The 24,673-nt window shown below is 70.9% G+C and carries 22 protein-coding genes and 1 tRNA gene; 11 read left to right on the top strand and 12 right to left on the bottom strand.

What is annotated here, in order from left to right:
* Nucleotide 1: 1 nt before the first annotated feature.
* Nucleotides 2-520, bottom strand: a complete 519-nt coding sequence (locus tag SPR02S_RS22000) for a gluconokinase (protein WP_019059160.1) — start codon at nt 518-520, stop codon at nt 2-4.
* A gap of 130 nt (nt 521-650) precedes the next feature.
* Here SPR02S_RS22000 and SPR02S_RS21995 point away from each other — a divergent pair, with 130 nt between their 5' ends.
* Nucleotides 651-1,352, top strand: coding sequence for a FadR/GntR family transcriptional regulator (locus tag SPR02S_RS21995; protein ID WP_019059159.1), 702 nt, complete (start codon nt 651-653; stop codon nt 1,350-1,352).
* Nucleotides 1,353-1,373: 21 nt separating this feature from the next.
* On the opposite strand, the gene SPR02S_RS21990 is transcribed toward SPR02S_RS21995, so the two are convergent.
* The 5 genes from SPR02S_RS21990 to SPR02S_RS21970 form a co-directional block, all read right to left on the bottom strand.
* Nucleotides 1,374-1,757 (bottom strand): YchJ family protein, encoded by a 384-nt coding sequence (locus SPR02S_RS21990; RefSeq protein ID WP_019059158.1) that lies wholly within the window; start codon nt 1,755-1,757, stop codon nt 1,374-1,376.
* Between the two features lie 18 nt (nt 1,758-1,775).
* A complete protein-coding gene (locus SPR02S_RS21985) occupies nt 1,776-2,504 on the bottom strand; it encodes a hypothetical protein (RefSeq protein WP_019059157.1) in 729 nt (242 codons plus the stop codon).
* A 64-nt stretch (nt 2,505-2,568) separates the two neighbouring features.
* On the bottom strand, nt 2,569-3,912 hold the full coding sequence (locus SPR02S_RS21980) for a M1 family metallopeptidase (RefSeq protein WP_019059156.1): 1,344 nt from the start codon (nt 3,910-3,912) through the stop codon (nt 2,569-2,571).
* A gap of 80 nt (nt 3,913-3,992) precedes the next feature.
* Complete coding sequence (locus tag SPR02S_RS21975) at nt 3,993-7,856, bottom strand: Pls/PosA family non-ribosomal peptide synthetase (RefSeq protein WP_019059155.1); 3,864 nt, start codon at nt 7,854-7,856, stop codon at nt 3,993-3,995.
* A 277-nt stretch (nt 7,857-8,133) separates the two neighbouring features.
* Nucleotides 8,134-8,218, bottom strand: a tRNA-Leu gene (locus tag SPR02S_RS21970).
* A 199-nt stretch (nt 8,219-8,417) separates the two neighbouring features.
* Between SPR02S_RS21970 and SPR02S_RS21965 the strand changes: the two genes are divergently transcribed.
* The 3 genes from SPR02S_RS21965 to SPR02S_RS21955 all read left to right on the top strand — a co-directional run bounded on the left by SPR02S_RS21965 (nt 8,418) and on the right by SPR02S_RS21955 (nt 11,322).
* Nucleotides 8,418-9,743, top strand: coding sequence for a M20/M25/M40 family metallo-hydrolase (locus SPR02S_RS21965; protein ID WP_019059154.1), 1,326 nt, complete (start codon nt 8,418-8,420; stop codon nt 9,741-9,743).
* 195 nt (nt 9,744-9,938) lie between these two features.
* Nucleotides 9,939-10,172, top strand: a complete 234-nt coding sequence (gene chpH / locus SPR02S_RS21960; protein WP_019059153.1) for a chaplin ChpH — start codon at nt 9,939-9,941, stop codon at nt 10,170-10,172.
* Between the two features lie 154 nt (nt 10,173-10,326).
* Nucleotides 10,327-11,322, top strand: coding sequence for a chaplin (locus tag SPR02S_RS21955; RefSeq protein ID WP_019059152.1), 996 nt, complete (start codon nt 10,327-10,329; stop codon nt 11,320-11,322).
* 74 nt (nt 11,323-11,396) lie between these two features.
* On the opposite strand, the gene SPR02S_RS21950 is transcribed toward SPR02S_RS21955, so the two are convergent.
* Nucleotides 11,397-11,585, bottom strand: a complete 189-nt coding sequence (locus SPR02S_RS21950) for a DUF5703 family protein (RefSeq protein WP_005485166.1) — start codon at nt 11,583-11,585, stop codon at nt 11,397-11,399.
* 47 nt (nt 11,586-11,632) lie between these two features.
* Here SPR02S_RS21950 and SPR02S_RS21945 point away from each other — a divergent pair, with 47 nt between their 5' ends.
* Nucleotides 11,633-12,367 carry a hypothetical protein gene (locus tag SPR02S_RS21945; protein ID WP_019059151.1) on the top strand — a complete coding sequence of 245 codons (735 nt, stop codon included), beginning with the start codon at nt 11,633-11,635 and terminating at the stop codon, nt 12,365-12,367.
* A 99-nt stretch (nt 12,368-12,466) separates the two neighbouring features.
* Here the strand turns inward: SPR02S_RS21945 and SPR02S_RS21940 are convergent, their stop codons facing one another.
* Both SPR02S_RS21940 and SPR02S_RS21935 read right to left on the bottom strand, forming a co-directional pair.
* Entirely contained in the window at nt 12,467-14,737 is a 2,271-nt protein-coding gene (locus tag SPR02S_RS21940) for an ATP-dependent DNA helicase (RefSeq protein ID WP_019059150.1), read from the bottom strand.
* Nucleotides 14,734-15,717, bottom strand: coding sequence for an aldo/keto reductase (locus SPR02S_RS21935; RefSeq protein ID WP_026150762.1), 984 nt, complete (start codon nt 15,715-15,717; stop codon nt 14,734-14,736). Before SPR02S_RS21935 ends, SPR02S_RS21940 begins: the two co-directional genes overlap by 4 nt.
* A gap of 186 nt (nt 15,718-15,903) precedes the next feature.
* On the opposite strand from SPR02S_RS21935, the gene SPR02S_RS21930 reads away from it, so the two are divergent.
* Nucleotides 15,904-16,959 carry an LLM class F420-dependent oxidoreductase gene (locus SPR02S_RS21930; protein WP_019059148.1) on the top strand — a complete coding sequence of 352 codons (1,056 nt, stop codon included), beginning with the start codon at nt 15,904-15,906 and terminating at the stop codon, nt 16,957-16,959.
* A gap of 236 nt (nt 16,960-17,195) precedes the next feature.
* Nucleotides 17,196-17,984 (top strand): hypothetical protein, encoded by a 789-nt coding sequence (locus SPR02S_RS21925; protein WP_019059147.1) that lies wholly within the window; start codon nt 17,196-17,198, stop codon nt 17,982-17,984.
* A 14-nt stretch (nt 17,985-17,998) separates the two neighbouring features.
* Here the strand turns inward: SPR02S_RS21925 and corA are convergent, their stop codons facing one another.
* On the bottom strand, nt 17,999-18,997 hold the full coding sequence (gene corA, locus SPR02S_RS21920; RefSeq protein ID WP_019059146.1) for a magnesium/cobalt transporter CorA: 999 nt from the start codon (nt 18,995-18,997) through the stop codon (nt 17,999-18,001).
* A 173-nt stretch (nt 18,998-19,170) separates the two neighbouring features.
* Here corA and SPR02S_RS21915 point away from each other — a divergent pair, with 173 nt between their 5' ends.
* The 4 genes from SPR02S_RS21915 (at nt 19,171) to mshC (ending at nt 22,629) form a co-directional block, all read left to right on the top strand.
* Nucleotides 19,171-19,857 (top strand): histidine phosphatase family protein, encoded by a 687-nt coding sequence (locus SPR02S_RS21915; protein ID WP_019059145.1) that lies wholly within the window; start codon nt 19,171-19,173, stop codon nt 19,855-19,857.
* 75 nt (nt 19,858-19,932) lie between these two features.
* A complete protein-coding gene (locus SPR02S_RS21910; RefSeq protein ID WP_019059144.1) occupies nt 19,933-20,523 on the top strand; it encodes a DUF3090 domain-containing protein in 591 nt (196 codons plus the stop codon).
* Complete coding sequence (locus tag SPR02S_RS21905; protein WP_174447561.1) at nt 20,487-21,305, top strand: SCO1664 family protein; 819 nt, start codon at nt 20,487-20,489, stop codon at nt 21,303-21,305. The genes SPR02S_RS21910 and SPR02S_RS21905 overlap by 37 nt, the downstream gene beginning before the upstream one ends.
* 94 nt (nt 21,306-21,399) lie before the next feature.
* Complete coding sequence (gene mshC, locus SPR02S_RS21900; RefSeq protein ID WP_019059142.1) at nt 21,400-22,629, top strand: cysteine--1-D-myo-inosityl 2-amino-2-deoxy-alpha-D-glucopyranoside ligase; 1,230 nt, start codon at nt 21,400-21,402, stop codon at nt 22,627-22,629.
* 81 nt (nt 22,630-22,710) lie between these two features.
* Here mshC and SPR02S_RS56075 read toward each other — a convergent pair whose 3' ends face one another.
* Together SPR02S_RS56075 and SPR02S_RS21890 are read right to left on the bottom strand one after the other, a co-directional pair.
* Complete coding sequence (locus SPR02S_RS56075; RefSeq protein WP_019059141.1) at nt 22,711-23,739, bottom strand: PAC2 family protein; 1,029 nt, start codon at nt 23,737-23,739, stop codon at nt 22,711-22,713.
* Nucleotides 23,740-23,937: 198 nt separating this feature from the next.
* Nucleotides 23,938-24,609, bottom strand: a complete 672-nt coding sequence (locus SPR02S_RS21890; RefSeq protein ID WP_019059140.1) for a FadR/GntR family transcriptional regulator — start codon at nt 24,607-24,609, stop codon at nt 23,938-23,940.
* Nucleotides 24,610-24,673: the final 64 nt, after the last annotated feature.

Here is a 24,673-nt window from a genome sequence, read left to right as displayed (position 1 = left end):
GCTAGGAGGTCGGCTCGGGAACCTGCGCGAGCGCGGTCGTCGCCCGCTCGGTGATCTGCTCCGGGCTGCCGGTGACGTCCACGGCGACACCCGCCTCGTCGGCCTCCAGCGGCTGGAGCGTGGCGAACTGCGAGTCGAGCAGCGCGGTCGGCATGAAGTGCCCGTGCCGGTGCGCCATCCGGTCCTCGATGAGCGCGCGGTCGCCGGTGAGGTGCACGAAGACGACCCCGGGAGCGGCGGCCCGCAGCCGGTCACGGTAAGACCGCTTCAGCGCCGAACTACTCACCACCCCGCCGAGCCCCGCACGCCCGTGTGCCCAGTCGCCGATGGCGTCCAGCCACGGCCACCGGTCCTCGTCGGTCAGCGGGACACCGGCCGACATCTTGGCGATGTTGGCCTGCGGGTGGAAGTCGTCGCCCTCGGCGTACGGAACGCCGAGCCGGGCCGCGAGCAGGGGACCGATGGTGGTCTTCCCGGTGCCCGCTACGCCCATGACCACGACGACATGGGGGGTACGCATCGCTGCCTCACTGTCTCGGTCGACACCTGATGTCGATCCCACTGAAACCGATTAGGTACGACGAATTCAAGAGTCTGTGACATATAAGTCTGACTTTTTGGTTCCGTGATGTGCCCCGTACGCTGAGTGCATGACCACTCCGGGCCGCGGCTTGCACGGCCGCGTACTCGACTCCCTCGGCCCCGCCATCACCGCGGGCGAGTACCCGCCGGGCAGTGTCCTGCGCACGGACGAGCTCGCCAAGGACTTCGAGGTGTCCCGCTCCGTGATGCGCGAGGCGGTCCGCGTCCTCGAATCCATGCACCTGGTCGAGTCCCGCCGCCGCGTGGGCGTCACCGTACGGCCCAAGGCCGCGTGGAATGTCTACGACCCGCAGGTCATCCGCTGGCGCCTGGCCGGCGCCGACCGCCCGCAGCAACTGCGCTCACTCACGGTGCTGCGCTCAGCGGTCGAGCCGATCGCGGCCGGCCTGGCCGCCAAGTTCGCTACGGCGGAACAGTGCGCGGAACTCACCGAGTGCGCGATCGGCATGGTGGCCAACTCCCGCGGCCACAAACTGGAGGCCTACCTCGTCCACGACGTGGCCTTCCACCGGGTGATCCTGGCCGCCTCCGGCAACGAGATGTTCGCCCGCCTCGGCGATGTCGTCACCGAGGTCCTCGCCGGCCGCACCCACCACGAGGTCATGTTCGAGGACCCCGACCCGGCCGCCGTCACCCTGCACGTCCAGGTCGCGGAGGCGGTCCGCGAGGGCGACGCCCTCCGCGCGGAGACCCTGACCCGCGAGATCACGGTCGGGGCGCTCCAGGAACTGGACATCCTGGCGCCGTAGACCCTCTGTCCCCGCAACTGCTCAGTCGTCGAGGAACTCCCCGTCGAGGTACACCCACGCCCCGTCGACCCGCTCGAACCGGCTCCGCTCATGGATCGCACCGCCCTTGTAGGACGCCCGGAACGTCACGGTCCCCGCCGAGTGGAACGCCGTCCCGCCACCCGTCTCCAGGATCTCCAGCCCGGTCCACCGCATCCCCGGATCGAGATCGAGGGGCTCGGCGGGGCGCGTCCGGGGATGCCAACTGCGCAGCAGGTAGGGCGCGTTCAGCCGGACGAAGGCGGAGTAGCGCGAGCGCATCAACGCCTCGGCGGTGGGGGCGGTGGCGGGGCCTGAGTGGTAGCGGCCGCAGCACTCTTCGTAGGGCTGGGGGAGGCCGCAGGGGCAGTTGGTGCGTGGGGTCATGGGCATATTGTGCCGGGGCTACGTTCGCGGGCGTTCCGGGGTGACGCGGAGTGGCAGCCGGACGTAGGCGTCCTCGGGCAGCCGCATCTCCTTGTCGCGCGTGAGAGTCGCGCAGGCCAGGAGGGGCAACGGCTCGCCGCCAGGAGGATCACTGTCCTCGTACGCGGGTGCCGCACCGACGAACTGGACGAGGAGGGCGCCGGTGACCCGGGTCCCGATCTGTTTCACGAAGTTCGCCGGGAGCGTCCACTCGACTCCCTGGTGCAGGATCCCGGCGAGGCTGCGGTGCAGTCTCTTGACGAACCACTCCTCGTCCGGCATCTGGGGCGCGCTGCGCGCCCTCAAGTGGGCCGCGGCGGACGTGATCGCGTTGAGTTCGGGGAAACCGACCAGGTCGGCCGTGAGCTTGCCGGCGGTCTCCAGTACCGGGCCGGCCGCCCGCAGGTCCCTGGCCAGTGTGGTCCGCCACGCCCGCTCGTCCGCCACCGGTGGCAGGTGGTACACGATGGCCTGGACGTCCTTCACCCGCCAATCGCCCATGGCGGGGAACAGCAGCGTGACCTTCGCGTCCGGCGCGTGCTCCGTGTACCCGAGTGTCCAGACGTAGAGATATCCCGTGAAAGGGGTCGCCCTGTCCGATCCCGTGGCGAACATCTGCTCCAGCGGGACGGATTGGGGCTCGGTCTCCCCGTAGACCTCCAGCCATTCACCCGTCTCCGCGCGCCCTCGGGCCCATGCGGCTGCCATGACCTCACCCCCGTGAAAGCACTTGATACTCCGTCAGTTCCCCACTGGCAACGGAGTTGAGAACTCAGACCGCGATCCCCGTCTCGGCCGAAGGCATCGGCGGCAACCGCGTCCCATAAACCCACGCCTCGAAAAGCTGGTCCAACGACTCGGACGTGAACCGGGACGCGTGAGACGTGAACGTGGCCGTCGTCACCGTGCCGTTGCGATGCAGGCTCGCCCACCCCCGCAGCATCCGGAAGAACGCGATGTCACCCAGCGCGCAGCGCACCGCGTGGACGGTGACCCCGCCGCGTTCGTAGAGCCGGTCGTCGAACATCGACTTGCGGCCGGGGTCGGCGAGCCGCAGGTCCTGGGGGAGCGTGGAGAGCAACCGGTGCGCGGCGGCGGCGTGTTGATGGGCCGTACGGCCGCCCGAGCGCTCGGACCACAGCCACTCCGCGTACTTCGCGAAACCCTCGTTCAGCCAGATGTGCCGCCAGTCGGCGATGGAGACGCTGTTGCCGAACCACTGGTGCGCGAGTTCGTGCGCGACCAGTCGCTCCGAACCCCGGGCCCCGTCAACGTGGTTGGCGCCGAACAGCGACAACCCCTGTGCCTCGACGGGGACATCGAGTTCCTCTTCCGTCACGACGACCGCGTACTCGTCGAACGGGTACGGCCCGAACAGGTCCTGGAACAGCTCCATCATCGCGGGCTGTCGCGCGAAGTCCCTTGAGAACTCCGGGAGTAGGTCCGACGGGATGTGCCCGTGCTGCGGCACACCGCCCAGACCCGGGTCGCCCAGCAGTACCGTCTGGTACTTCCCGATCGACAGCCCGACCAGATAACTCGACGTCGGCGCCGACTGCTCGTACACCCAAGTGGTCGTAGAAGCCTTGGTAGTTCGGGTCAGCAGTCGGCCGCCCGCCACCACCGCGTACGCCGACGGCGTGGTGATCGAGATCTGGTACGAGGCCTTGTCCGCGGGGCGGTCGTTGCATGGGTACCAGGAGGGCGCCCCGATCGGCTGGCTCGCCACCAGCGCGCCGTCGGTCAGCTCCTCCCAACCCAGGCCGCCCCAGGGGCTGGCGACCGGCTTGGGGTTGCCCGACCAGTGCACCTCCACCGTGAACGCGGCGCCGGCCCGCAGCGGCTTCGCCGGTCGGACACGGAGTCGGCCGCCGCGGTGCGTGTAGTGCGGCTGGCGGCCGTCCACCCGGATCCGGCCGATCTTGAAGTCGCCCAGGTTCAGCTGGAATTCGGGCAGCGGCGCACGGCCCGCTATGGCGTTGATGCGCGCCGTGCCGGAGAGACGGTTGGGGCCGGGACGGTAGTCCAGCGCGAGCTCATAGCGGTGCACCCGGTAGCGGGCATCGCCGTTTGCCGGGAAGTACGGGTCCGGACCCGCCGCCTGCTGAACGGTCACTGCTGCGTCTGCTCCCTGCGGTGTGCTCGTATCTCGTACCCGTGCACCGCCCTCCGAAGCCGACGCCTCGTGACCTGTGTTCAGGGTCGCCATGACTCGATCGGATTGCCCAGCCAGCGGGTGTCGTCCGGGACGGACTCCGCCGCCATCACGAGCGATGCGGGGCCCAGAGTGGTGCGCGCCCCGACCTCGCTGCCGGGCAGGACGATTCCGCCAGGACCCAGCGTCGCGCCCTCACGGAGGACCACAGTATCCGTCCGCAAGATCCGGTCGTGGAAGAGGTGGGTCTGGAGCACACATCCGCGGTTCACCGTCGTGGCGTCCTCCAGGGTCACCAGGTCGGTCTCCGGCAGCCAGTAGCTCTCCACCCAGACGCCCTTGCCGATGTGCGCGCCGAGCCCGCGCAGCCAGGCCGTCAGCACCGGAGTACCCGGCACGGAACCGGCCAGCCACGGCACCGCCACGACCTCGACGAAGGTGTCCGCCAGCTCGTTGCGCCACACGTAACCGCTCCACAGCGGGTGCTCGGCACCGCGGTGCCGCCCCACGAGGGTCCACTTGGCGATGATCGAGATCAGTCCGGCCGCAGCCCCCACCGCCAGCAGCACGAGCCCCGACAGCAGCGGCGCCCACACCCCCAGCGCGCACAGCGCGGCCACCGTCAGCACGGCGAGACCCGCCGAGCAGAACACCGGCACGATCCGGCACAGCTCGACCAGCCCGCGCGCCCACAGCAGCTTGGCCGGCGGGTCGTACGTCCGGCTCTGGTCGCCGCCGCTCGTGCTGCGCGGCAGCTTCACCGGCGGCAGCCCCAGATACGACGTGCCCTTCTTCGCCTTCTTCGGCGTCGCCGACAACACCCCGACGAGCCCGCCGTCCGGCACGCTCCGCCCGGGCGCGGTCATCCCGGAGTTCCCGAGGAACGCCCGCCGCCCGATCTCGGCCCGCCCGATGTGCACCCAGCCGCCACCGAGTTCGTACGGCGCGGTCAAGGTGTCGTCGGCCAGGAACGCACCCTCACCGACGGTCGTCAGGCTCGGCAGCGCGAGCACGGTCGACACCTCGGCGCCCCGCCCGATCCGCATCCCGAGCAGCCGCAGCCACACCGGCGTGGCGAGCCCGGCGTACAGCGGGAACAGGGTCTCGCGGGAGAGGTCCATCAGCTGTGTCACGGTCCACGCCTGCCAGCCGATCCGGCTGTGCGTCGGGTGCGTACCCTCACGCAGCCGCACGCTGAGCAGCCGTACACCGATCAAAATCAGTAGCGCGTACGTCAGCCCGAAGGCCAGCGTCGCCGGGACCAGCGCGATCGCCGCGCCCCGCAGGGCCTCGCCGAGACCGTCACCGGGCGCGATGAACGCGCTCGCCACCAGCAGCGCGACCGCCCCGGAGACCACCGGGAGCATGGTGAGCGCGAAGCCCGTCACGCCGTACATCACACGCCAGTACGTGCCCCGCTGCGGGCGCTGCTTGGGCCAGTTGCGCTTGGCCTTGCCGAGCTTGACCGCGGGCGCGCCCGCCCAGCGCTGGCCGGTCGGGACGGTGCCGGTGACAGCCGAACCCGGCGCCACCTCGGCCCGCTTGCCCACCCGGGCACCGGGGAACAGCATGCTGCGCGTGCCGACGACGGCGTGCGCGCCGACCTTGACCGGGCCGATCTCCAGGCGGTCGCCGTCCAGCCAGTAGCCGGACAGGTCCACCTCCGACTCGACCGCGGCACCGCGTCCCAGCTTGAGCATGCCGGTGACCGGCGGGAGGGAGTGCAGATCGACGTCCGGGCCGATCTTGGCGCCGAGGGCACGCGCGTACCGCTCCAGCCAGGACCCCGTCAGCGAGGTCGCCCCGCTGAACTCGGCCAGCCGCTCCGCCGCCCACAGCCGCAGATGGACGCTGCCACCACGGTCGTAACGTCCCGGCTTCACGCCACGCAGCAACAGCCGCGCACCGCCCGCGGCGATCGCGAGCCGGCCGGGCGGGCTGAAGAGGAGAAGTGCACCCGCGCCGACCAGCCACCACGAGGCGGTCGGCAGCCAGGCGTAGCCGCCCAGCACATTGCCGAGCGCGGCCAGTGCCACCGTCCAGCGCAGGCCGACCAGGGTGAACAGGGGGACCAGCGCGAGGAGTTGGATCACCTTGGCGCGGGTCGGCACCAGGGCGATCACCCGTGCGGTGCCGTCGCCCTGCGCCGAGTCCTCCAGGTGCCGGGCCAACTTGCGCAGCGTCGGCTGCTGATAGATGTCGAGGACGGCCGCGCTCGGGTAACGGGAGCGCAGTCGCGTCGTCAACTGCGCGGCGGCCAGGCTGCTTCCGCCGATCGCGAAGAAGTCGTCGGCCGCGCTGCTCACGGGGATACCGAGCACCTCGCCCCACTGCTCGGCGAGCCAGGCCTCCGTGCCGTAGAGCTGCTCCTTGGCGCCGCCGGTCTCCAGGCCTTCGAGCGGCCACGGGAGTGCGTTGCGGTCGACCTTGCCGGAGGTGCGGGTCGGGAGGTCCTCGACCGGGGCGATCAACGGCACGAGGGCGGCGGGCAGTTCGGCCCGCAGCTTCTCGACGGCTGCGGCCTGGTCCCAGCCTTCCTGGGTGACGACGTAGCCGACGAGGAGTTGATTGCCACTGCGCGCGGTCCGTACGGCGGCAGCTGCTCCGGCCACTCCGGGGAGTGCCTGAAGCGCCGCGTCGACCTCGCCGAGTTCGATCCGGCGTCCGCCGAGCTTGATCTGCTCGTCGGCGCGGCCGAGGAAGATCAGCCCCTCGGGCTCGGCCTTGACCAAGTCGCCACTGCGGTACGCCCGTTCCCAGCCGAGGGACTCAAGAGGCGCGTACTTCTCCGCGTCCTTCTCGGGGTCGAGATAGCGGGCGAGCCCGACCCCGCCGATCACCAACTGCCCACTGCCGCCCATCGGTACGGGCACCCCGGCCTCGTCGACGACGGCCAACTCCCAGCCGTTCAGGGGGAGTCCGATACGGATCGGCTCGTCGCCGGTCATGAGGGAGGCGCAGGCGACGACGGTCGCCTCGGTCGGTCCGTACGTGTTCCAGACCTCGCGGCCCTCGGTGACCAGCCGCTGCACCAGCTCGGGCGGGCAGGCCTCACCGCCGAAGATCAGCAGGCGTACGTCGTTCAGCGCCTCCGGCTCCCAGAGGGAGGCCAGGGTCGGCACGGTCGAGACGACGCTGATGTCCTGGTCCACCAGCCAGGGGCCGAGGTCGGCGCCGCTGCGGACCTGGGAGCGCGGTACGGGCACCAGGCAGGCGCCGTAGCGCCAGGCCAGCCACATCTCCTCGCAGGACGCGTCGAAGGCGACGGACAGCCCCGCCATGACCCTGTCACCCGGACCGATGGGGTCGTCGGAGAGGAACAGCGCCGCCTCGGCGTCGACGAAAGCCGCCGCGCTGCGGTGCGAGACGGCGACGCCCTTGGGCTTGCCGGTGGAGCCGGAGGTGAAGATGATCCACGCGTCCTGCTCGACACCGGGCCGGGCGGCCGGGGCGTCACTGTGCCCGAGGACGGTCAGCGCGTGCTCGGCGCCGATGACGGCCCGCACGTCGGCCTCGCCGAACACCAGCTCGGCCCGCTCGTCCGGGTCCTCGGCGTCCACGGGGACGTAGGCGGCACCGACGGCGAGTACGGCGAGGATCGCGACGTAGAGGTCATTGGTCCCGGACGGGACGCGCACGCCGACCCGGTCGCCGAGGCCGACACCGGCCGCGGCCAGGGTGCGGCGCAGGGTCTCCACCTCGACGGCCAGCGCACGGTAGGTGAGGCGGACGGTGCCGTCGTCCAGGGCGAGCTCGTCGGGATACGACCGCACCGACGCGTCGAGGATGTCGACAAGGGTGCGGGCCGAGGCGGCGGGCGCCGCGGAGAAACGTGCCGTATCGCCGAACTGTGTGCGGATCTCTTCGTCGAGCCCGAGAGCACTGCTCTCGTGTATGGCTGCCATCGGTCCTCGCGTCTCGAACCCGGTAACTTCCGGGGTGCTGGCGGGCCCGCAGGTATGCCTGGGGTTGTCCAGCTCCAGCTCCGTTCCGTAACAAGCCGGAAATTTTAGTACGACGCTAGGCTCCTGGCCTGCCGACGGCCACTCGGGGGAGCCGAACGGGGGCGCTCCGTGAGCGTCCGGCAACGCTCTGACCTGGTGATCTTCGAAGCGAAGGAGACATCCCCCACAAATGCGGCGAGGGCCGCGACCTTGGTGGTCGCGGCCCTCGCCTGCGATGTGTCCGAGGGGGGACTTGAACCCCCACGCCCGATAAAGGGCACTAGCACCTCAAGCTAGCGCGTCTGCCATTCCGCCACCCGGACAAGGTGTCTGTCGCGCGTGGTTTCCCCCGCGGCGACGAAGGAAACATTACCAGGCTTCCAGGGGTGGCCGATCACCCCTTGTTCCCACTCGCGTCCCGCGTGAACGGCGTGTGACGGGCCGGGACCGCCCTTGGGGTGCGGCCCGATGGGGAGAGAGGATGGGGGAGGACCACCAGCAGTGACAGTGGGAGGAAGCAGCGTGAGCGACACGGACACGGCCAAGGGCGTCACCGGTGAGGACGAGGTCGTGGACCTCTGCCGCGAGCTGATCCGGATCGACACCAGCAACTACGGCGACCACTCGGGCCCCGGGGAGCGCAAGGCGGCCGAGTACGTCGCCGAGCAGCTCGCCGAGGTGGGCCTCGAACCGAAGATCTTCGAGTCGCACCCGGGGCGCGCCTCCACGGTGGCCAGGATCGAGGGCACGGACCCTTCCCGGCCCGCGCTCCTCATCCACGGCCACCTGGACGTCGTACCGGCGAACGCGGCGGACTGGACCCACCACCCCTTCTCCGGCGAGGTCGCGGACGGGTGCGTGTGGGGGCGCGGCGCGGTCGACATGAAGGACATGGACGCGATGACCCTGGCGGTCGTCCGCGACCGGCTGCGCAGCGAGCGCCGGCCCCCGCGCGACATCGTGGTCGCCTTCCTCGCTGACGAGGAGGCGGGCGGTACGTACGGTGGGCGGCACCTCGTCGACAACCACCGGGAGCTGTTCGACGGCGTCACCGAGGGCATCAGCGAGGTGGGCGGGTTCTCGTTCACGGTGAGCGAGGAGCGGCGGCTCTATCTGATCCAGACGGCCGAGAAGGGCATGCACTGGATGAAGCTGACCGTGGCCGGTACCGCCGGGCACGGGTCGATGATCCACCGGGACAACGCGATCACCGAGTTGTCGGAAGCCGTCGCGCGGGTGGGCCGGCACAAGTTCCCGGTGCGGGTCACCAAGACGACGCGGGCGTTCCTCGACGAACTCGGCGACGCGCTCGGCACCCCGCTCGACCCCGAGGACATGGAGGCCACGCTCAAGCGGCTCGGCGGCATCGCCAAGCTCATCGGCGCGACCCTCAGCAACACGGCCAACCCGACGCAGCTGAACGCCGGTTACAAGGTCAACGTCATCCCCGGCGAGGCCACCGCGAACATCGACGGGCGGTTCCTGCCCGGCCACGAGGAGGAGTTCCTCGCCGACCTCGACCGGATCCTCGGCCCGAAGGTCAAGCGCGAGGACGTGCACTCGGACAAGGCGCTGGAGACCTCCTTCGACGGCGCGCTCGTCGAGGCCATGCAGTCCTCGCTGCTCGCCGAGGACCCGACCGCGAAGGCCGTCCCGTACATGCTCTCCGGCGGTACGGACGCCAAGTCCTTCGACGACCTGGGCATCCGCGGCTTCGGCTTCGCCCCGCTCAAGCTGCCGCCGGAGCTGGACTTCGCGGGCATGTTCCACGGCGTTGACGAGCGGGTGCCGGTGGAGGGGCTGAAGTTCGGGGTGCGGGTGCTGGACCGGTTCATCGACGCGTCCTGAAGGCGCGTCCTGAGGGCGTGCCCTGAAACACCGGTCGACGTCGGTTTACGTCGGTTGACGCTGGAATTCGACCGCGCGTACGGAAGCCACTGGGACGGGTGAATGTGCTCATAAGCTCGTAGCTCCATTACTCCCTCCTCGTTACAGGTGATGCGATCGGCAACACGAGATCGCTTTTGCCAACAAGGAGGAATAATGATCAAGAAGGTCGTCGCCGCTGCGGCTGCCACCGGTGGCCTGGTTCTCGCGGGTGCGGGTCTGGCCGTCGCCGACTCCGGCGCTCAGGGTGCCGCTGTGCACTCCCCGGGTGTCGTTTCCGGCAACGTCATCCAGGTTCCCGTGCACGTCCCGGTGAACGTGTGCGGCAACACGATCTCGGTGATCGGTCTGCTGAACCCCGCCTTCGGCAACACCTGCGTCAACAAGTGACGTCGTCCCTCTGAGGGGTGACCACATCCTCGGCCCCGGAGCGCGCGCCATGCGCTCCGGGGCCGATGGTCTTTGCGCGCCTTTTCCGCGAGGAATTGTGCGAGGGGTCGCGCGACGAATTCAGTCAGGATTGAACGCAGGGGGGAATTCAGTAATGCGACAGGTCACTCGAAAGAGCTTGCTGACCGTGGCGGCCGCGACCGGGGTGATCGCCGCCGCGGGCGGTGTCGCCCACGCCGACTCGGGCGCGAGCGGCTCCAGTTCGGACTCGGCCGGCGTACTGTCCGGCAACACCGTGCAGGCACCGGTGCATGTGCCGGTCAACGTGTGCGGCAACACCGTGAACGTGGTCGGGATCCTGAACCCGGCGGTCGGCAACAAGTGCGCCAACCAGGGCGGGGGCAGTGGTACCGGCCATGGGGGTTCGGGCGGTCACGGCTCGTCCGGTGGTTACGGCGACTCGGGGGGTTACGGCGACTCGGGCGGCTCCGGTGGGCATGGTGGCTCCGGCGGACACGGCGCGCACGGCGGCTCAGGGGGCTCGCACGCCGGCGGACACGCCTCCGGCTCGCCCGGTGTCGGCTCCGGCAATCACGTCCAGGTACCGATCGACGTACCGGTGAACGTGTGCGGCAACAGCGTCGACGTCATCGGTGTCGGCAACGGCGTCACCGGCAACGACTGTGCCAACGGCGGGAGTTGGAGCGGCGGCGGCCATGACCACGGGACGCCTCCGGGGGGCGGCGGGCACCACGGGGGTGGTCATCACGGGACGCCTCCGGGAGGGGGCGGACATCACGGTGGCGGTCACCACGGGACCCCTCCGGGCGAGGGCCATCACGGTCACCACCCGGGCGGCGGCCACGGCACGACTCCGCCGGGGACCCCGAGTCACCCCGGAACGCCGAGTCACCCGGGTACGCCCACCCACCCCACCTCACCGGGCACCTCGCCGGTCAAGGGCGTTCACGCGCCGACCGGTTCCGCGCACGTGACCCAGCCCGGTGCGCAGTCCGCCGTCCAGTCCCAGGGCGGCGCGCAGCTCGCGCACACCGGCAGTGAGCTGCCGCTCGGCCTCGCCCTGCCGGTCGGCGCGGGCGCGCTGCTCGCGGGCGCGGTGCTGTACCGCAAGGCGCGCGCGTCCATGTAGCTCCCGGGACATGTGATCTGCGCAACGGAGGGGCCCCGCACTGTCGAGGCCCGCTCCGTTGCGCCCGGCTCAGCTCACCACGTGGCGCGCACCTGGCGGATGATCCGCCGGCGCAGCCGCACCCTGCGACTGCCGTCGCGCAGCAGGCTCAGTCGGTCCAATTCCCAGTGTCCGTACTCGGCATGGTCCGTCAGCAGACGTGTGGCGTCCTTGCGGGAGACCCCGCGCGGTACGTACACGTCGACAAATTCGTATTCCGGCATCGCATCTATTGTGCGGGCAGAGCCCCGGTACGGATAGCGTCTGCACTATGTCTGATGCTGCGCAGCCCACCGCTGCCGAGGTACGCGCCGCCGCCGAGGCGGTCAAGACCGCGCTCGACCGCCACCTGGCCGCGGTCGAAGGCCGGTCGGGGGAGGACGACCCGGCCGTCTACGAGGCGTTCAACCAGCTCGCCGCGGCCGCCGAGGTCTACGACGAGCTGCTCTACGACCGTTATGACGAGGTCACGCCTTTCGAGATCCCCGGTACCGACGACTCCCTGCCGCCGTATACCGGCCCCGAGGAGCCGAACGCGGTGAGCGTGCTGATCCGCCGTGACTACGCGGTGGCGGAGCCGCAGCGGCTGCTGGCCCAGGCGCAGCGGGTCGAGGCGGCGGTCGGCGACGGCACGGGCACGGAGGCCTCCGGTACGATCCACGGAGCGCTCGGCATTCTTTTCGACGAGTTCGAGGCGGACGAGATCGCTTCCCGGCCCAAGGAGTTCGGCCTGGAGGAGGGCGACTCCACGCTGTGGGTGACCGCCGCCGACGAGACGGCCGAACCCGGTGCCTGGCTGGAGGCTCCCTTCGAGGGTGTCGATCCGCAGCGGGTGGTGTGCCGCTTCGACGTCAGCGCGGTCTTCGACGACGAGATCAACGACGAGCTTGACGACATCGATGAGGTGGACGAGGCCGAGGAGGAGATCGAGGACGAACTCGATCCCGACCTCGACGCCGATCTCGATGAGGACGAGGACCTGGAGGCGCTGGAAGCGGACCGCTGAGCCGCGCCGCACCCGGCTGTTGGGACAACGACGGCGGCGGTCACCGAGGAATTGACTCCCTCGGTGACCGCCGCCGTCTGTCGTCCGTGTCGTCCGGGCTCAGACCTCCGCCGGGACCTGCGGTCGCAGCAGGACCGGCAACCGGGTCGTCCGCGGTTTGGCCGGGACCTCGGCGACGGCCCGGGGCAGCGCCTGGTCCACACCGTGCACCACGGACAGATGCCGGTCGGCCCGGCTGAACGCCGTGTACACCCAGGGCCTGCTGAGCGCCTGCGCCGCGTCCCCGGGCAGCACCACGACCACCGCGGGCCACCGCACCCCCACCGCCTGGTGCGCGGTCAACGCCCACCCGTGCCGCACGGACTGCTCGACCCGCTCCTTCGGTACGACGACGGGGCCGCCGGCGCACTCAAGGTGCAGCCCCTCGGCGTCGGCGTTCACCACCCGGCCGGGAACCGTACGCCCCGGGGTGGGGGAGTACGCGATCCGGTCGCCGGGGTCGAAGCCGCCGAAGCGGCCGGGGCCGGGGTTGAGCCGTTCCTTCAGCGCCACGTTGAGGGCACGGGTGCCGGCCGCACCGCCGTGGCCCGGGGTGATCACCACCGTCTGCTCGGCCGGGACTCCGATCACCCGCGGCACCGAGTCGGCGACGAGCTGCACGGTCCGGTGCACGGCCTCACCGGCGTCGCGCACCGGCACGATCACGACCTCCTTGCCGGGTGCCGCCACCTGGTTGAGCTCGCCGATGCCGATGCCCGAGACGAGTTCGCCCACGGGACCGAGATCAGGGCGCCGCGAGACGACCTGGGGGCAGGCCTTCGACGCGAGCAGATCGGCGAAGACCCGCCCGGCACCCGCCGACCACAGCACCGCCGGGTCCCCGGCCAGCACCAGCCGGGCCCCGTCCGGCAGCGACTCGGTGAGCAACGCCGCCGTCTCCACGTCCAGTTGAGGCGCGTCGAGCACGACGAGGACATCCAGGTCGAGTGCGCCGTCCGCGTCCCGCCCGGGGCCTTCGACACCGGACAGGAGGCCGGCGACGGTGGCCGCGTGTGGGCCGTCACCCGGGGCGGGGCTGTCCGGCTCACCCCGCTCTGGCGCACCCCCCTCCGGCTCACCGGACTGGGCCAGCAACGCGGCGAACCGGTCCCGGCCGACCGGACCATGGGCGGCGGCCCAGGCGCGCAAGCCGAAACCCGCCGCCGCGCGGAGCAGCGCCGCCGGTTCCTCCAGGGACGCCTCCCCGCCGGTGTGGAGCACCAGCCCGTGGCCCGCGACCGCGCGGATCAGCTCGCCGGTGGACCCCTTGGCGGCACCGGCCTGCTCCCACTCCGCCGCCGAACCGTCCTCCTTCGGTACCGAGTTGATCAGCTTGGCGAGTCCGTCGGCGAGGCTCTCCTCGGCGAGCGCGTACCGCTCCAGGCCGATCAGTACGCGGACCGGACGCTCCTCGACCTCCTCAGCGTCCTCGTCGGACTCGTCGTTCGTGCGCTGCACCGGGACCGCGGGCTCGTCCAACGCGTCCTGGAAGACCAGCACTTCACCCTCGGCGATGGCGCTCTGCGTCGCCGCGTCCGGGTCGGGCACGCCCTGCTTGGCCAGCGCGGCCGTCAACGCCGATGCCTCCAGGGCCGTATGACCGGCCAGGGCCGCCTGCTCCAGGAGCCAGCCGATGACCGCGCGGCCCCGCCGCTCGTCGTCCGGCGCGCACTCGGCGCCGAGCAGCGCCCGCGCGAACCCGTCGGCCTGCTCGGGGCGTACCCCCGGGACGCGCAGCAACTGCCAGGGATCCTCGCGGAGTTGGTCGTCCGCGCCCTCGCCGAGCGTCGCCGCGACCTGTGCCGCAAGCGTCTCGGGCGCACCGCCCTCGGCCAACACCTGCCGTACGGACTCGACGGTCTCGGTCGCGGGGGCGCCGGGCTCGGCCGCGACGGGCTGGGGCCGCCGCACCGCCTCGGGGGCGGCGGACGGGCGGGGGGCGGGCTCCAGCTTTACGGAGGGGATGGCCACTGGCTTCTCGCCGCTCTCCACCGCCCGCACCGCCGCGAGCAGTTCGGCGGCCGTCCCGCTGAGCTTGGCCCCGGCCGCGATGGGCCCGGCCTTCTCCGCCTTCCGCCGCTCGATCCGCTCCCGCTCCAGCTTCTGGGCCAGCAACTCGGCGGCGGCCTCGGACAGTTCGGGGGCGGCGGCCTCGACCTTGGCCTCACCGGTGCCCTCGGTGTCCTCGGCGGCCGTGCCCTCGCCGCCTTCCACGGCGTCCGCGGTGCTCTCCGCAGCCGCGTTCTCACCTGTGCCTTCGGCGCCCTCCACGGCGTCCGTGCCCGTGTCCTCGGCCGGCGAGGTCTCCGTGGTCTCCGGGTCCGTGCTCACAGCGTGCTCCAGTCGTGATCGGGATAGCGGTGCAGAGGCGCCGACACATCGTCGAGCGCTCGGCAGATCTCGTCAGGAAGACTAAGGGCCTCCACTGACAATGCGGCCGTGAGCTGGTGCGCGTTGCGCGCGCCGACGATCGGGGCGGCCACCCCGGGCCGGTCGCGGACCCAGGCGAGGGCGACCTGGAGCGGCGTCACGGCGAGTCCGTCGGCGGCGATGGTCACCGCGTCCACGATGCGCGTCGCCGTGTCGTCGAGGTACGGGGCGACGAAGGGCGCCATGTGCTCCGAGGCGCCGCGTGAGTCGGCCGGGGTCGCGTGCCGGTACTTGCCGGTGAGGACCCCGCGCCCGAGCGGCGAGGAGGGCAGTAGCCCGATGCCCAGATCGAGAGCGGCCGGCAGCACCTCACGCTCCACGCCCCGCTGCAGCAGCGAGTACTCCAGCTGCGTGCTCGCCAACCGTGTCCGCGTGCCCGGCGCCGCCAGCTGCCAGGTCGCCGCCTTGGCCAGCTGCCAGCCGCAGTAGTTGGAGACGCCCGCGTAGCGCGCACGTCCGCTGCTGACGGCCAGGTCCAGGGCCTGGAGGGTCTCCTCCAGCGGCGTGAACGGGTCGAAGGCGTGGATGTGCCACACGTCGACGTAGTCCGTGCCGAGGCGGGCCAGCGAGGCGTCCAGCGCGGCGAGCAGATGACCGCGCGAGCCGTCGAAGCGGCGGTCGGGGTCGGGTACGCTCCCCGCCTTCGTCGAGATGACCAGGTCCCGGCGCGGCACGAGCCCCTCTATGAGCTGTCCGAGCAGATACTCGGCCTCCCCGTCGCCGTACACGTCCGCCGTGTCGACGAGGGTGCCGCCGGCCTCCCAGAACGCCTTCAACAGGTCCGCGGCGTCATGCTCGTCGGTGTCGCGCCCCCACGTGAGGGTGCCGAGTCCGATCCGGGACACGCGAAGGCCGGTACGGCCGAGATGCCTCTGCTCCATGAACGCCGAGATTACTGGCCTGAACCTGCGGTGTGGTGGCCTGTGGATAACCGATTTCCACGATGATCCACAGTCCGTCCCGCGGCACGCTCCGTGATCACTCACCGGCACCCGTCCTGTCCGCCCGGAGCACCTCGCGCTAGGGTCGGCACAACAGCGACGTTACTGATCGGTAAGGGGTCTGCCATGCAGCTCGGGATCAACCTCGGCTACTGGGGTGCCGGAATGGACGGCGACAATCTCGCCGTGGCGCAGGAGGCCGACCGCCTCGGCTACTCGGTGTGCTGGGCCGCCGAGGCCTACGGCTCCGACGCGGCCACCGTGCTCACCTGGGTCGCCGCGCAGACCGAGCGCATCGACGTCGGCTCGGCCATCTTCCAGATCCCGGCCCGCCAGCCCGCGATGACCGCGATGACCGCCGCGACCCTCGACTCGCTCTCCGGCGGCCGCTTCCGCCTCGGCATCGGCGTCTCGGGCCCGCAGGTCTCGGAGGGCTGGTACGGCGTCAAGTTCGACAAGCCACTGGCACGCACGCGTGAGTACGTCGAGATCGTCCGCAAGGCGATGACCCGCGAGCGCCTGTCCTACGACGGCGAGCACTGGACGCTCCCGCTGCCCGGCGGCCCGGGCAAGCCCCTCAAGCTGACCGTGCACCCGGAGCGCGAGCACATCCCGCTCTACATCGCCGCGATCGGCCCGAAGAACCTGGAGCAGACCGGCGAGATCGCCGACGGCGCGCTGCTCATCTTCCCCTCCGCCGAGCACCTGGAGGACACCGCCATCAGGCACCTGCGGGCCGGGCGCGAGAAGGCCGGGAAGACCCTGGAGGGCTTCGACATCGTCCCGACGGTCCCGCTCGCCTTCGGCGAGGACAAGGACGTGACGACGCTCGCCGACACCTTCCGCCCGTACACCGCGCTGTACGTCGGCGGCATGGGCAGCCGACAGCAGAACTTCTACAACAAGCTGGCCCAGCGCATGGGCTTCGAGGCGGCCGCCGCCGAGATCCAGGACAAGTACCTGGCCGGCGACAAGGAAGGCGCCGCGGCCGCCATCCCGCACGACCTGATCGACAAGACGACGCTGCTGGGCTCCGTGGACCGCATCGCGGACCGGATGAAGGAGTACGCGGCGGCCGGTGTCACCACCCTGACGCTCTCTCCGGCGGGCTGGACCCTGGAGGAGCGGATCGCCGCGCTCCGCGCCGGAACCGAAGCACTGGAGCGCGCGGGTCTCGCGTGACGGGACTCTGCCGTACGGAAGTTTTCTACGGCCGTGGTGGGGGCTCGGGGGGTCTTCCCCGCCACGGCCGTCACGGGGAACAACGCGCGGCAGCCCGTGCGGTTACGCCCCTGACGGGACATCCGTAGTCCTCCTTTTGGCGGAGTTGTCCGACAGTGCTGTTGCGGCACCTTTGCCGTCGCATTTGACTCGTTCTTTGCGGAATGCGGCGGAATCCTGCATGGAGGTGCCTTCAGATGCTTTCGGCCAAGAGCCTGTTCCAGGAGATCCTCGACAACGACGAGTCGTTCCGGCTGTTCTGCTCCATCGCGGCCAGCGGTGAGTCCCAGGGCGGCTGGGAGAACGGGCGCATCGCCGTGCTCGTCCCGCCGACCGAACGCGACCTCGCCCCCAAGATCAGCCGGCACGGCGCCGACGAGGACAAGCACGGGCGCATTTTCAACGCCCTTCTAAAGAAGCGCGGCCTCGAACCCGTTCCGGTGCCCGCAGACACCGACTACACGATGCTCCTGGAGCGGCACGGCATCGGCCTCGCGCACGAGAAGCTCAAGGGCGAGAGCGCGCTGACCGTCCAGGACGTCGTCACCTACCTCGCGCACAGCCGGGTCACCGAACAGCGCGCCTCCGAGCAGATGGACCTGCTGCGCAAACACTTCGCCGACCACCCCGACCTCGGCCGCGCGGTACGGATGATCTCGAACGACGAGGACAACCATCTCGCCTATTGCCACGAGGAGTTGCTGCGCTTCGCCGCCGCCGGACACGGCCGCGCCATCCAACGGACGCTGCGCGAGTGCGCGTTGGCGGAGATCCGGATCTACCGGGACGTCAGCCTCGCCGTGATGGCCCACATGGGACGCGTCCTCGGCTGGCCACGCGCCAGGTCGGCCGCGCTCGCCGCCGGCATCCACACCGTGTACGCGTACGAACGGCTCGGCGGCTGGCGGCGGATGGTGTCCCTGAGGATGCCGGAACGACGCGACGCGCTCGGCGGACCGGCCACCGCGGCACCCGAGTTCGCCTGAGCCCGAACGTCGCCCTACAGCCAGCCGCGACGCTTGAACGTCCGGTACAGCAGCACCTCCAGGGCGGCCATCAGCAGGATCACCGCCGGATACCCCCACAGCCAGTGCAGCTCCGGCATGTGGTCGAAGTTCATGCCGTAGATCCCCGCGATCATCGTGGGGACGGCGGCCATGGCGGCCCACCCGGAGATCTTCCGCATGTCGTCGTTCTGCCGCACGCTGGTCTGCGCGAGGTGCGCCGACAGAACGTCCGAGACCAGCCGGTCCAGGCCCTCCACGGACTCGTTGACCTTCATCAGGTGGTCGTTCACGTCACGGAAGAACGGCCGCGACTTGTCGTTCACGAACGGCACCCGGTCCCCGGCGAAACCGACGCCCGCGAGCCGGGCCAGTGGCATCGCCAGCGGCCCGGTGGCCCGGCGGAACTCCAGGATCTGACGCTTGAAGGTGTAGATCCGCGAGGCCGTGGTCCGCGAGCCGCCGCCGGTCGGCGAGAACACCGCCGCCTCCAGCTCCTCGAGGTCGGTCTGCAACTCGCCCGCGACGTCCACGTAGTGGTCGACCACGGCGTCCGCGATGGAGTACAGCACCGCCGTGGGCCCGTGCCGCAGCATCTCCGGCTCCTCCTCAAGTCGGTGCCGTACGGCCGCCAGAGGAGCCTCCTCCCCGTGCCGAACCGTCACTACGAAGGAGTCGCCCACGAAGACCATGACCTCACCGGAGGTGACCACGTCGCTGTCCGCCTCGTAGCCCACCGGCTTGAGGACCACGAACAGCGAGTCGTCGTAGACCTCCAGTTTGGGCCGCTGATGCGCGGTCAGGGCGTCCTCCACGGCCAGCGGGTGGAGTCCGAACTCCTGGGTGACCTTGTCGAACTCCTTCTCCGTGGGCTCGTAGAGGCCGATCCAGACGAAGGCGCCACCCACCCGACGACAGTGGTCCAGGCCGTCGGAGAAGTCGCCGGGCCCCTCCGTCCGGCGTCCGTCACGGTAGATGGCGTAGTCGACGATCACGGTGCGTATTCTCCCGCCGTCCGCCCGAAGCCGCACGTTGACATTTTCGCCTCCGGGCCGCCCAAGCCGGTGTCGAGGGGCCGACCGTGCTCGACCCTTCGGGCCTCCGCGCGCTCGGCCCCTCGACACCGGCGCGGCCCTTCGGCGGGTGGCGTACGCCTACCCTTGGCGGCATGCCCACGTTGATCCTTGTCCGGCACGGACGTTCGACCGCCAACACCGGGGGAGTGCTCGCCGGCTGGACGCCCGGTGTCGCCCTCGACGAGCGCGGCAACGCCCAGGCCGCCGCGCTCCCCGGACGGCTCGCCGCGCTGCCGATCGCCGAGGTCGTCACCAGCCCGCTGCAACGCTGCCAGGAGACCCTCCAGCCCCTCCTCGACGCCCGCCCCGAGCTGCGGCCGCACACCGAGGAGCGGATCGGGGAGTGCCACTACGGCGACTGGTCCGGCCGCAAGCTCGCCGAGCTCATGGACGAGCCCCTGATGGAGGTCGTCCAGGCGCACCCCTCGGCCGCCGCGTTCCCCGGCGGCGAGTCGATGCGCGCGATGCAGACCCGCGCGGCCGAGGCCGTACGCGAGTGGAACGCGCGCGTGGAGCGCGATCACGGCGCCGACGCCGTCTACCTCATGTGCTCGCACGGCGACATCATCAAGTCCCTTGTCGCGGACGCACTCGGACTTCATCTCGACCTCTTCCAGCGGATCTCCGTAGAACCGTGTTCCATCACCGCGATCCGTTACACCCGTCTCAGGCCTTTTCTCGTACGGCTCGGGGACACCGGCGATCTCGCCTCCCTGGCGCCGCGCGAGGAGCCCCCGGGCGACGACGCCACGGTCGGGGGCGGCGCGGGCGCACCGTGATCGTCGGCCGCAGTAGGGTGAAGCGGTCGCAGTAGCGCCGCACTTGTCAGCAGTCGATTCCAATGGAGACAGGACGTGTCCCGTCAGGTGTACCTCTACGACCCACCGGACCGCTTCGTAGCCGGTACGGTCGGTCTGCCCGGGCGCCGTACGTTCTTCCTCCAGGCCGCCGCGGGCCCTCGGGTGACCAGCGTGGCCCTGGAGAAGACGCAGGTCGCCGCGCTCGCCGAGCGCATGGACGAGCTTCTGGACGAGGTCGTACGGCGTAGCGGCGGCAGCGCGGCCGTCCCCGCCGTCACCCCCACCGAGATCTCCGACACCCGCCCGCTGGAGACCCCCGTCGAGGAGGAGTTCCGCGTCGGCACCATGGCGCTCGCCTGGGACGGGGAGGAGCAGCGCATGATCGTCGAGGCGCAGGCCCTCGTCGAGCTCGACGCCGACACCGACGAGGACCTCGCCGAGGCCGAGGAACGACTCCTCCAGGACGAGGAGAACGGACCCCCGATGCTGCGGGTCCGCCTCACCGGAGCCCAGGCCCGCGCCTTCGCCAAGCGGGCCCTCGACGTCGTCAACGCCGGCCGTCCGCCCTGCCCGCTGTGCAGCCTCCCGCTCGACCCGGAAGGACACGTATGTCCGCGCCAGAACGGATACCGCCGCGGAGCGTGACCACGGCCGAGCTGCTCGCCAAGGGTGAGCTGAAAGTACGCGGACGCATCCGCGAGGCCTCGAACGCGGTGCTGTTCTGCTCCGTTACCTACGAGGGCCGCGAAGCGTCCTGCGTGTACAAACCCGTCGCCGGGGAGCGGCCGTTGTGGGACTTCCCGGACGGCAACCTCGCCCAGCGCGAGGTCGCCGCCTACGAGGTCTCCGAGGCGACCGGCTGGGGTCTCGTGCCGACCACCGTGCTGCGCGACGGGCCGCACGGCGAGGGCATGTGCCAGTTGTGGATCGAGACGGCGCCCGAGTCCGAACTGCTCGCCCTGGTCGACGCCGAGGAGCCCGAGCCGGGCTGGAAGGCCATCGGGTTCGCCGAGGTCGGCGAGGGGAAAACGGCCCTCCTGGTGCACGCCGACGACGAGCGGCTGCGGCGGCTCGCCGTCCTCGACGCGGTCATCAACAACGCCGACCGCAAGGGCGGCCATCTGCTGCCCGCCGACGAGGGGCGGCTTTACGGCATCGACCACGGTGTCACCTTCAACGCCGAGAACAAGCTGCGCACCCTCCTGTGGGGCTGGGCGGGCGAGCAGCTCACTCCGGAGGCGATCGACGTCCTCCAGGCGCTCAGGGAGGCGCTGAGGGACGGCGGCGGGCTCGCCGCGAAGCTCGCCGAGCTGATCACCGCCGTAGAACTCGATGCCACGCGCGCGCGGGTCGACGCGTTGCTCGCGGGCGGGAAGCATCCCGAGCCGAGTGGGGAGTGGCCGGCCATTCCGTGGCCGCCCGTGTAGCAGCACGGCGATCAAGGTTGCGCAAGAGCGCCTTACCGGTCATCCGGCCTGGTCCGGTTCGTATGCGAAACATCTGTCCGGTTACGCTCATGACATGTATGCCTGGCCCGCTTCTGAGGTCCCCGCCCTGCCCGGCAAGGGCCGCGACCTCCGGATCCACGACACCGCGACCGGCGGTCTGGTCACCCCTGACACCGGTCCCGTCGCCCGTATCTACGTGTGCGGCATCACGCCGTACGACGCCACCCACATGGGGCACGCGGCGACCTACAACGCGTTCGACCTCGTGCAGCGCGTGTGGCTCGACACCAAGCGGCAGGTTCACTACGTCCAGAACGTGACCGACGTCGACGACCCGCTCCTGGAGCGGGCCGAGCGTGACGGCGTCGACTGGGTCGCCCTCGCCGAGAAGGAGACCGCGCTCTTCCGCGAGGACATGACCGCCCTGCGCATGCTGCCCCCGAAGCAGTACATCGGCGCGGTCGAGGCGATACCCGGCATCGTGCCGCTCGTCGAGCGCCTCAGGGACGCCGGTGCCGCCTACGAACTCGAAGGCGACACCTACTTCTCCGTCGGGTCCGACCCCAACTTCGGGAAGGTCTCGAACCTCGACGCGGCCGCGATGCGGCTGCTGTCCGCCGAGCGCGGCGGCGACCCGGACCGCCCGGGCAAGAAGAACCCGCTCGACCCGATGCTCTGGATGGCCGCCCGCGAGGGCGAACCGAGCTGGGACGGCGGCTCGTTGGGACGGGGGCGTCCCGGCTGGCACATCGAGTGCGTGGCCATCGCCCTGGACCACCTCGGCATGGGCTTCGACGTGCAGGGCGGCGGCTCCGACCTCGCCTTCCCGCACCACGAGATGGGCGCCTCGCACGCCCAGGTGCTGACCGGCGAGTTCCCCATGGCCAAGGCGTACGTCCACGCCGGCATGGTCGGTCTCGACGGCGAGAAGATGTCGAAGTCCCGGGGCAACCTCGTCTTCGTCTCCGCGCTGCGCCGCGAGGGCGTCGACCCGGCCGCCATCCGGCTCGCCCTGCTCGCCCACCACTACCGCTCCGACTGGGAGTGGACCGACGGAGTGCTGACGGACGCCGTCGCCCGGCTGGGCCGGTGGCGTGCCGCCGTCTCCCGGCCCGACGGCCCGTCCGCGCTGAAGCTCGTCGAGGAGATGCGCGAAGCCCTCGCGAACGACCTGGACGCCCCGGCCGCGCTCGCCGCGGTCGACCGCTGGGCGGCCGTCCAGCGGGACCGGGGCGGCAGCGACGAAGGCGCCCCCGGAGTCGTCTCCCGCGCGGTGGACGCCTTGTTGGGCGTGGCCCTGTAGCGGTCCGATTCGGTCCGGTCGCCGAACACGGAGAAGGCGGTGCGCGTGTCGCGCACCGCCTTCTCTCACGCCTCGTACGCCTTACTCCTCGGAGGAGTCCCCGTCCTCGGAGTCGGACCCGAGATCCGGCCCGGCCTCGGGCTCCGCGTCGGTCTCCGGTTTCGCGGGTCTCTGCGGCTTCGTACGGCCGCCGCCGGGGTTGTCCCGGAGATACGACGCGCTGTCGCTGCCGTCGGCCGTGGCATGCCCACCGGGTGACGGGCCGGCGCCGCCGTCCCTGCGCCGGAGATAGCGCTCGAATTCGCGGGCGATCGCCTCGCCCGACGCCTCCGGCAGCTCCGCGGTGTCGCGGGCCTCCTCCAGCGTCTGGACGTACTCGGCGACCTCGCTGTCCTCGGCGGCCAGTTGGTCCACGCCGACCTGCCAGGCGCGCGCGTCCTCGGGCAGCTCGCCCAGCGGGATGCGGACGTCGATCAGGTCCTCCAGGCGGTTGAGCAGCGCCAGGGTGGCCTTCGGGTTGGGCGGCTGCGACACGTAGTGCGGCACCGCCGCCCACAGCGAGACGGCCGGTACGCCCGCGTGCGTGCACGCCTCCTGGAGGATGCCGACGATCCCGGTGGGACCCTCGTACTTGGTCTCCTCCAGGTCCATCCGCTGCGCCAGGTCGGAGTCCGACGTCGTCCCGCTGATCGGCACCGGACGCGTGTGCGGGGTGTCACCGAGCAGTGCGCCCAGGATCACCACCAGCTCCACGCCCAGCTCGTGCGCGAAGCCCAACAGCTCGTTGCAGAACGAGCGCCAGCGCATGGACGGTTCGATACCTCGGACGAGGACGAGATCGCGCGGCTTCTCGCCACCGACCCGGACCACCGAGAGGCGCGTTGTCGGCCATGTGATCTTTCGCACGCCGGCGTCCATCCACACGGTGGGCCGGTTGACCTGGAAGTCGTAGTAGTCCTCGGCGTCGAGCGCCGCGAACACCTCGCCCTTCCACTCTCTGTCCAAGTGCGCGACCGCGGTGGAGGCGGCGTCGCCGGCGTCGTTCCAGCCCTCGAACGCGGCCACCATCACTGGGTCGATCAGCTCGGGAACCCCCTCCAGCTCGATCACCCAGCGCCTCCTTCCGATCTGCCCTCGCGTACGCCCCAACCTTACGGCGTCCGACGGGGGCGCCCGCAGCCCCCTTGCACGGGGGAGTGCCCCCATGCCTGCCCCGTCCGGGACGGTCGAACACACAAGATCGCCATCCTGTGCGGACCCGTCCCGGCCGGTCACTCCTCCGATGGATCAGCGGGCCCGCTCACTCGATCACAGGGTCGAACGCAGCCACTGCTCCACGCTCGCGATGTGCACCGTCGCCCACGACCGCGCCGCCTCCGCGTCCCGGTCGCGCAGCGCGCCCAGGATCGCCCGGTGCTCGTGCAGGGTCCGGCTGACCGCGTCCTCCTGCGTCAGCCCGCGCCAGATCCGGGCCCGCGTGGTCGGCCCGGACAGACCGTCCAGAAGCGAGCACAGCACCGAGTTGCCGGAACTCTGCACGATTCCCCGGTGGAACTCCAGGTCGCACGCGACCAGTTCCTCGACCGAGGGAGCCCTGCCCAACGCATCCAACTGGGCGCTGAGCGCGTCCACTTGCTGCTCGCTGATCCGCAGCGCCGCCATCCCCGTCGCCGCCGGCTCCAGAATCCGCCGTACGGCCAGGAACTCCAGGACCGTGTCGTCGCGGTGGAAGTCGACGACGAAACTCAGTGCCTCCAGGAGGAGTTGAGGATCGAGACTCGTGACGTACGTGCCGTCGCCCTGCCGTACGTCCAGGATGCGGATCAGTGAGAGGGCGCGCACCGCCTCCCGCAGGGAGTTGCGGGACAGGCCCAGTTCGGCGGCGAGTTCGCTCTCCTTGGGCAGCCGGTCCCCGGGACGCAGCGCGCCGGAGACGATCATTCCCTTGATTTTCTCGATCGCCTCATCGGTGACTGCCATGGCCGGCCTTCCTGTTGCTCAGACGTCCGATGTATCAGGTGCATTATGCGGGTTCAGCAGGCTG

Origin of the sequence: Streptomyces prunicolor NBRC 13075, assembly GCF_000367365.1 — a bacterium.
Lineage (GTDB): Bacteria > Actinomycetota > Actinomycetes > Streptomycetales > Streptomycetaceae > Streptomyces > Streptomyces prunicolor.
Note: the sequence above shows the minus strand (reverse complement) of the source record. Positions and strands in the feature narration are given on the sequence as shown.

What these genes read in the sequence shown, in the direction of transcription:
- SPR02S_RS22000 (WP_019059160.1), bottom strand. Translation starts at nt 520, where the DNA reads ATGCGTACCCCCCATGTCGTCGTGGTCATGGGCGTAGCGGGCACCGGG.
- SPR02S_RS21995 (WP_019059159.1), top strand. Translation starts at nt 651, where the DNA reads ATGACCACTCCGGGCCGCGGCTTGCACGGCCGCGTACTCGACTCCCTC.
- SPR02S_RS21990 (WP_019059158.1), bottom strand. Translation starts at nt 1,757, where the DNA reads ATGACCCCACGCACCAACTGCCCCTGCGGCCTCCCCCAGCCCTACGAA.
- SPR02S_RS21985 (WP_019059157.1), bottom strand. Translation starts at nt 2,504, where the DNA reads ATGGCAGCCGCATGGGCCCGAGGGCGCGCGGAGACGGGTGAATGGCTG.
- SPR02S_RS21975 (WP_019059155.1), bottom strand. Translation starts at nt 7,856, where the DNA reads ATGGCAGCCATACACGAGAGCAGTGCTCTCGGGCTCGACGAAGAGATC.
- chpH (WP_019059153.1), top strand. Translation starts at nt 9,939, where the DNA reads ATGATCAAGAAGGTCGTCGCCGCTGCGGCTGCCACCGGTGGCCTGGTT.
- SPR02S_RS21955 (WP_019059152.1), top strand. Translation starts at nt 10,327, where the DNA reads ATGCGACAGGTCACTCGAAAGAGCTTGCTGACCGTGGCGGCCGCGACC.
- SPR02S_RS21950 (WP_005485166.1), bottom strand. Translation starts at nt 11,585, where the DNA reads ATGCCGGAATACGAATTTGTCGACGTGTACGTACCGCGCGGGGTCTCC.
- SPR02S_RS21945 (WP_019059151.1), top strand. Translation starts at nt 11,633, where the DNA reads ATGTCTGATGCTGCGCAGCCCACCGCTGCCGAGGTACGCGCCGCCGCC.
- SPR02S_RS21935 (WP_026150762.1), bottom strand. Translation starts at nt 15,717, where the DNA reads ATGGAGCAGAGGCATCTCGGCCGTACCGGCCTTCGCGTGTCCCGGATC.
- SPR02S_RS21930 (WP_019059148.1), top strand. Translation starts at nt 15,904, where the DNA reads ATGCAGCTCGGGATCAACCTCGGCTACTGGGGTGCCGGAATGGACGGC.
- SPR02S_RS21925 (WP_019059147.1), top strand. Translation starts at nt 17,196, where the DNA reads ATGCTTTCGGCCAAGAGCCTGTTCCAGGAGATCCTCGACAACGACGAG.
- SPR02S_RS21915 (WP_019059145.1), top strand. Translation starts at nt 19,171, where the DNA reads ATGCCCACGTTGATCCTTGTCCGGCACGGACGTTCGACCGCCAACACC.
- SPR02S_RS21905 (WP_174447561.1), top strand. Translation starts at nt 20,487, where the DNA reads ATGTCCGCGCCAGAACGGATACCGCCGCGGAGCGTGACCACGGCCGAG.
- mshC (WP_019059142.1), top strand. Translation starts at nt 21,400, where the DNA reads ATGTATGCCTGGCCCGCTTCTGAGGTCCCCGCCCTGCCCGGCAAGGGC.
- SPR02S_RS21890 (WP_019059140.1), bottom strand. Translation starts at nt 24,609, where the DNA reads ATGGCAGTCACCGATGAGGCGATCGAGAAAATCAAGGGAATGATCGTC.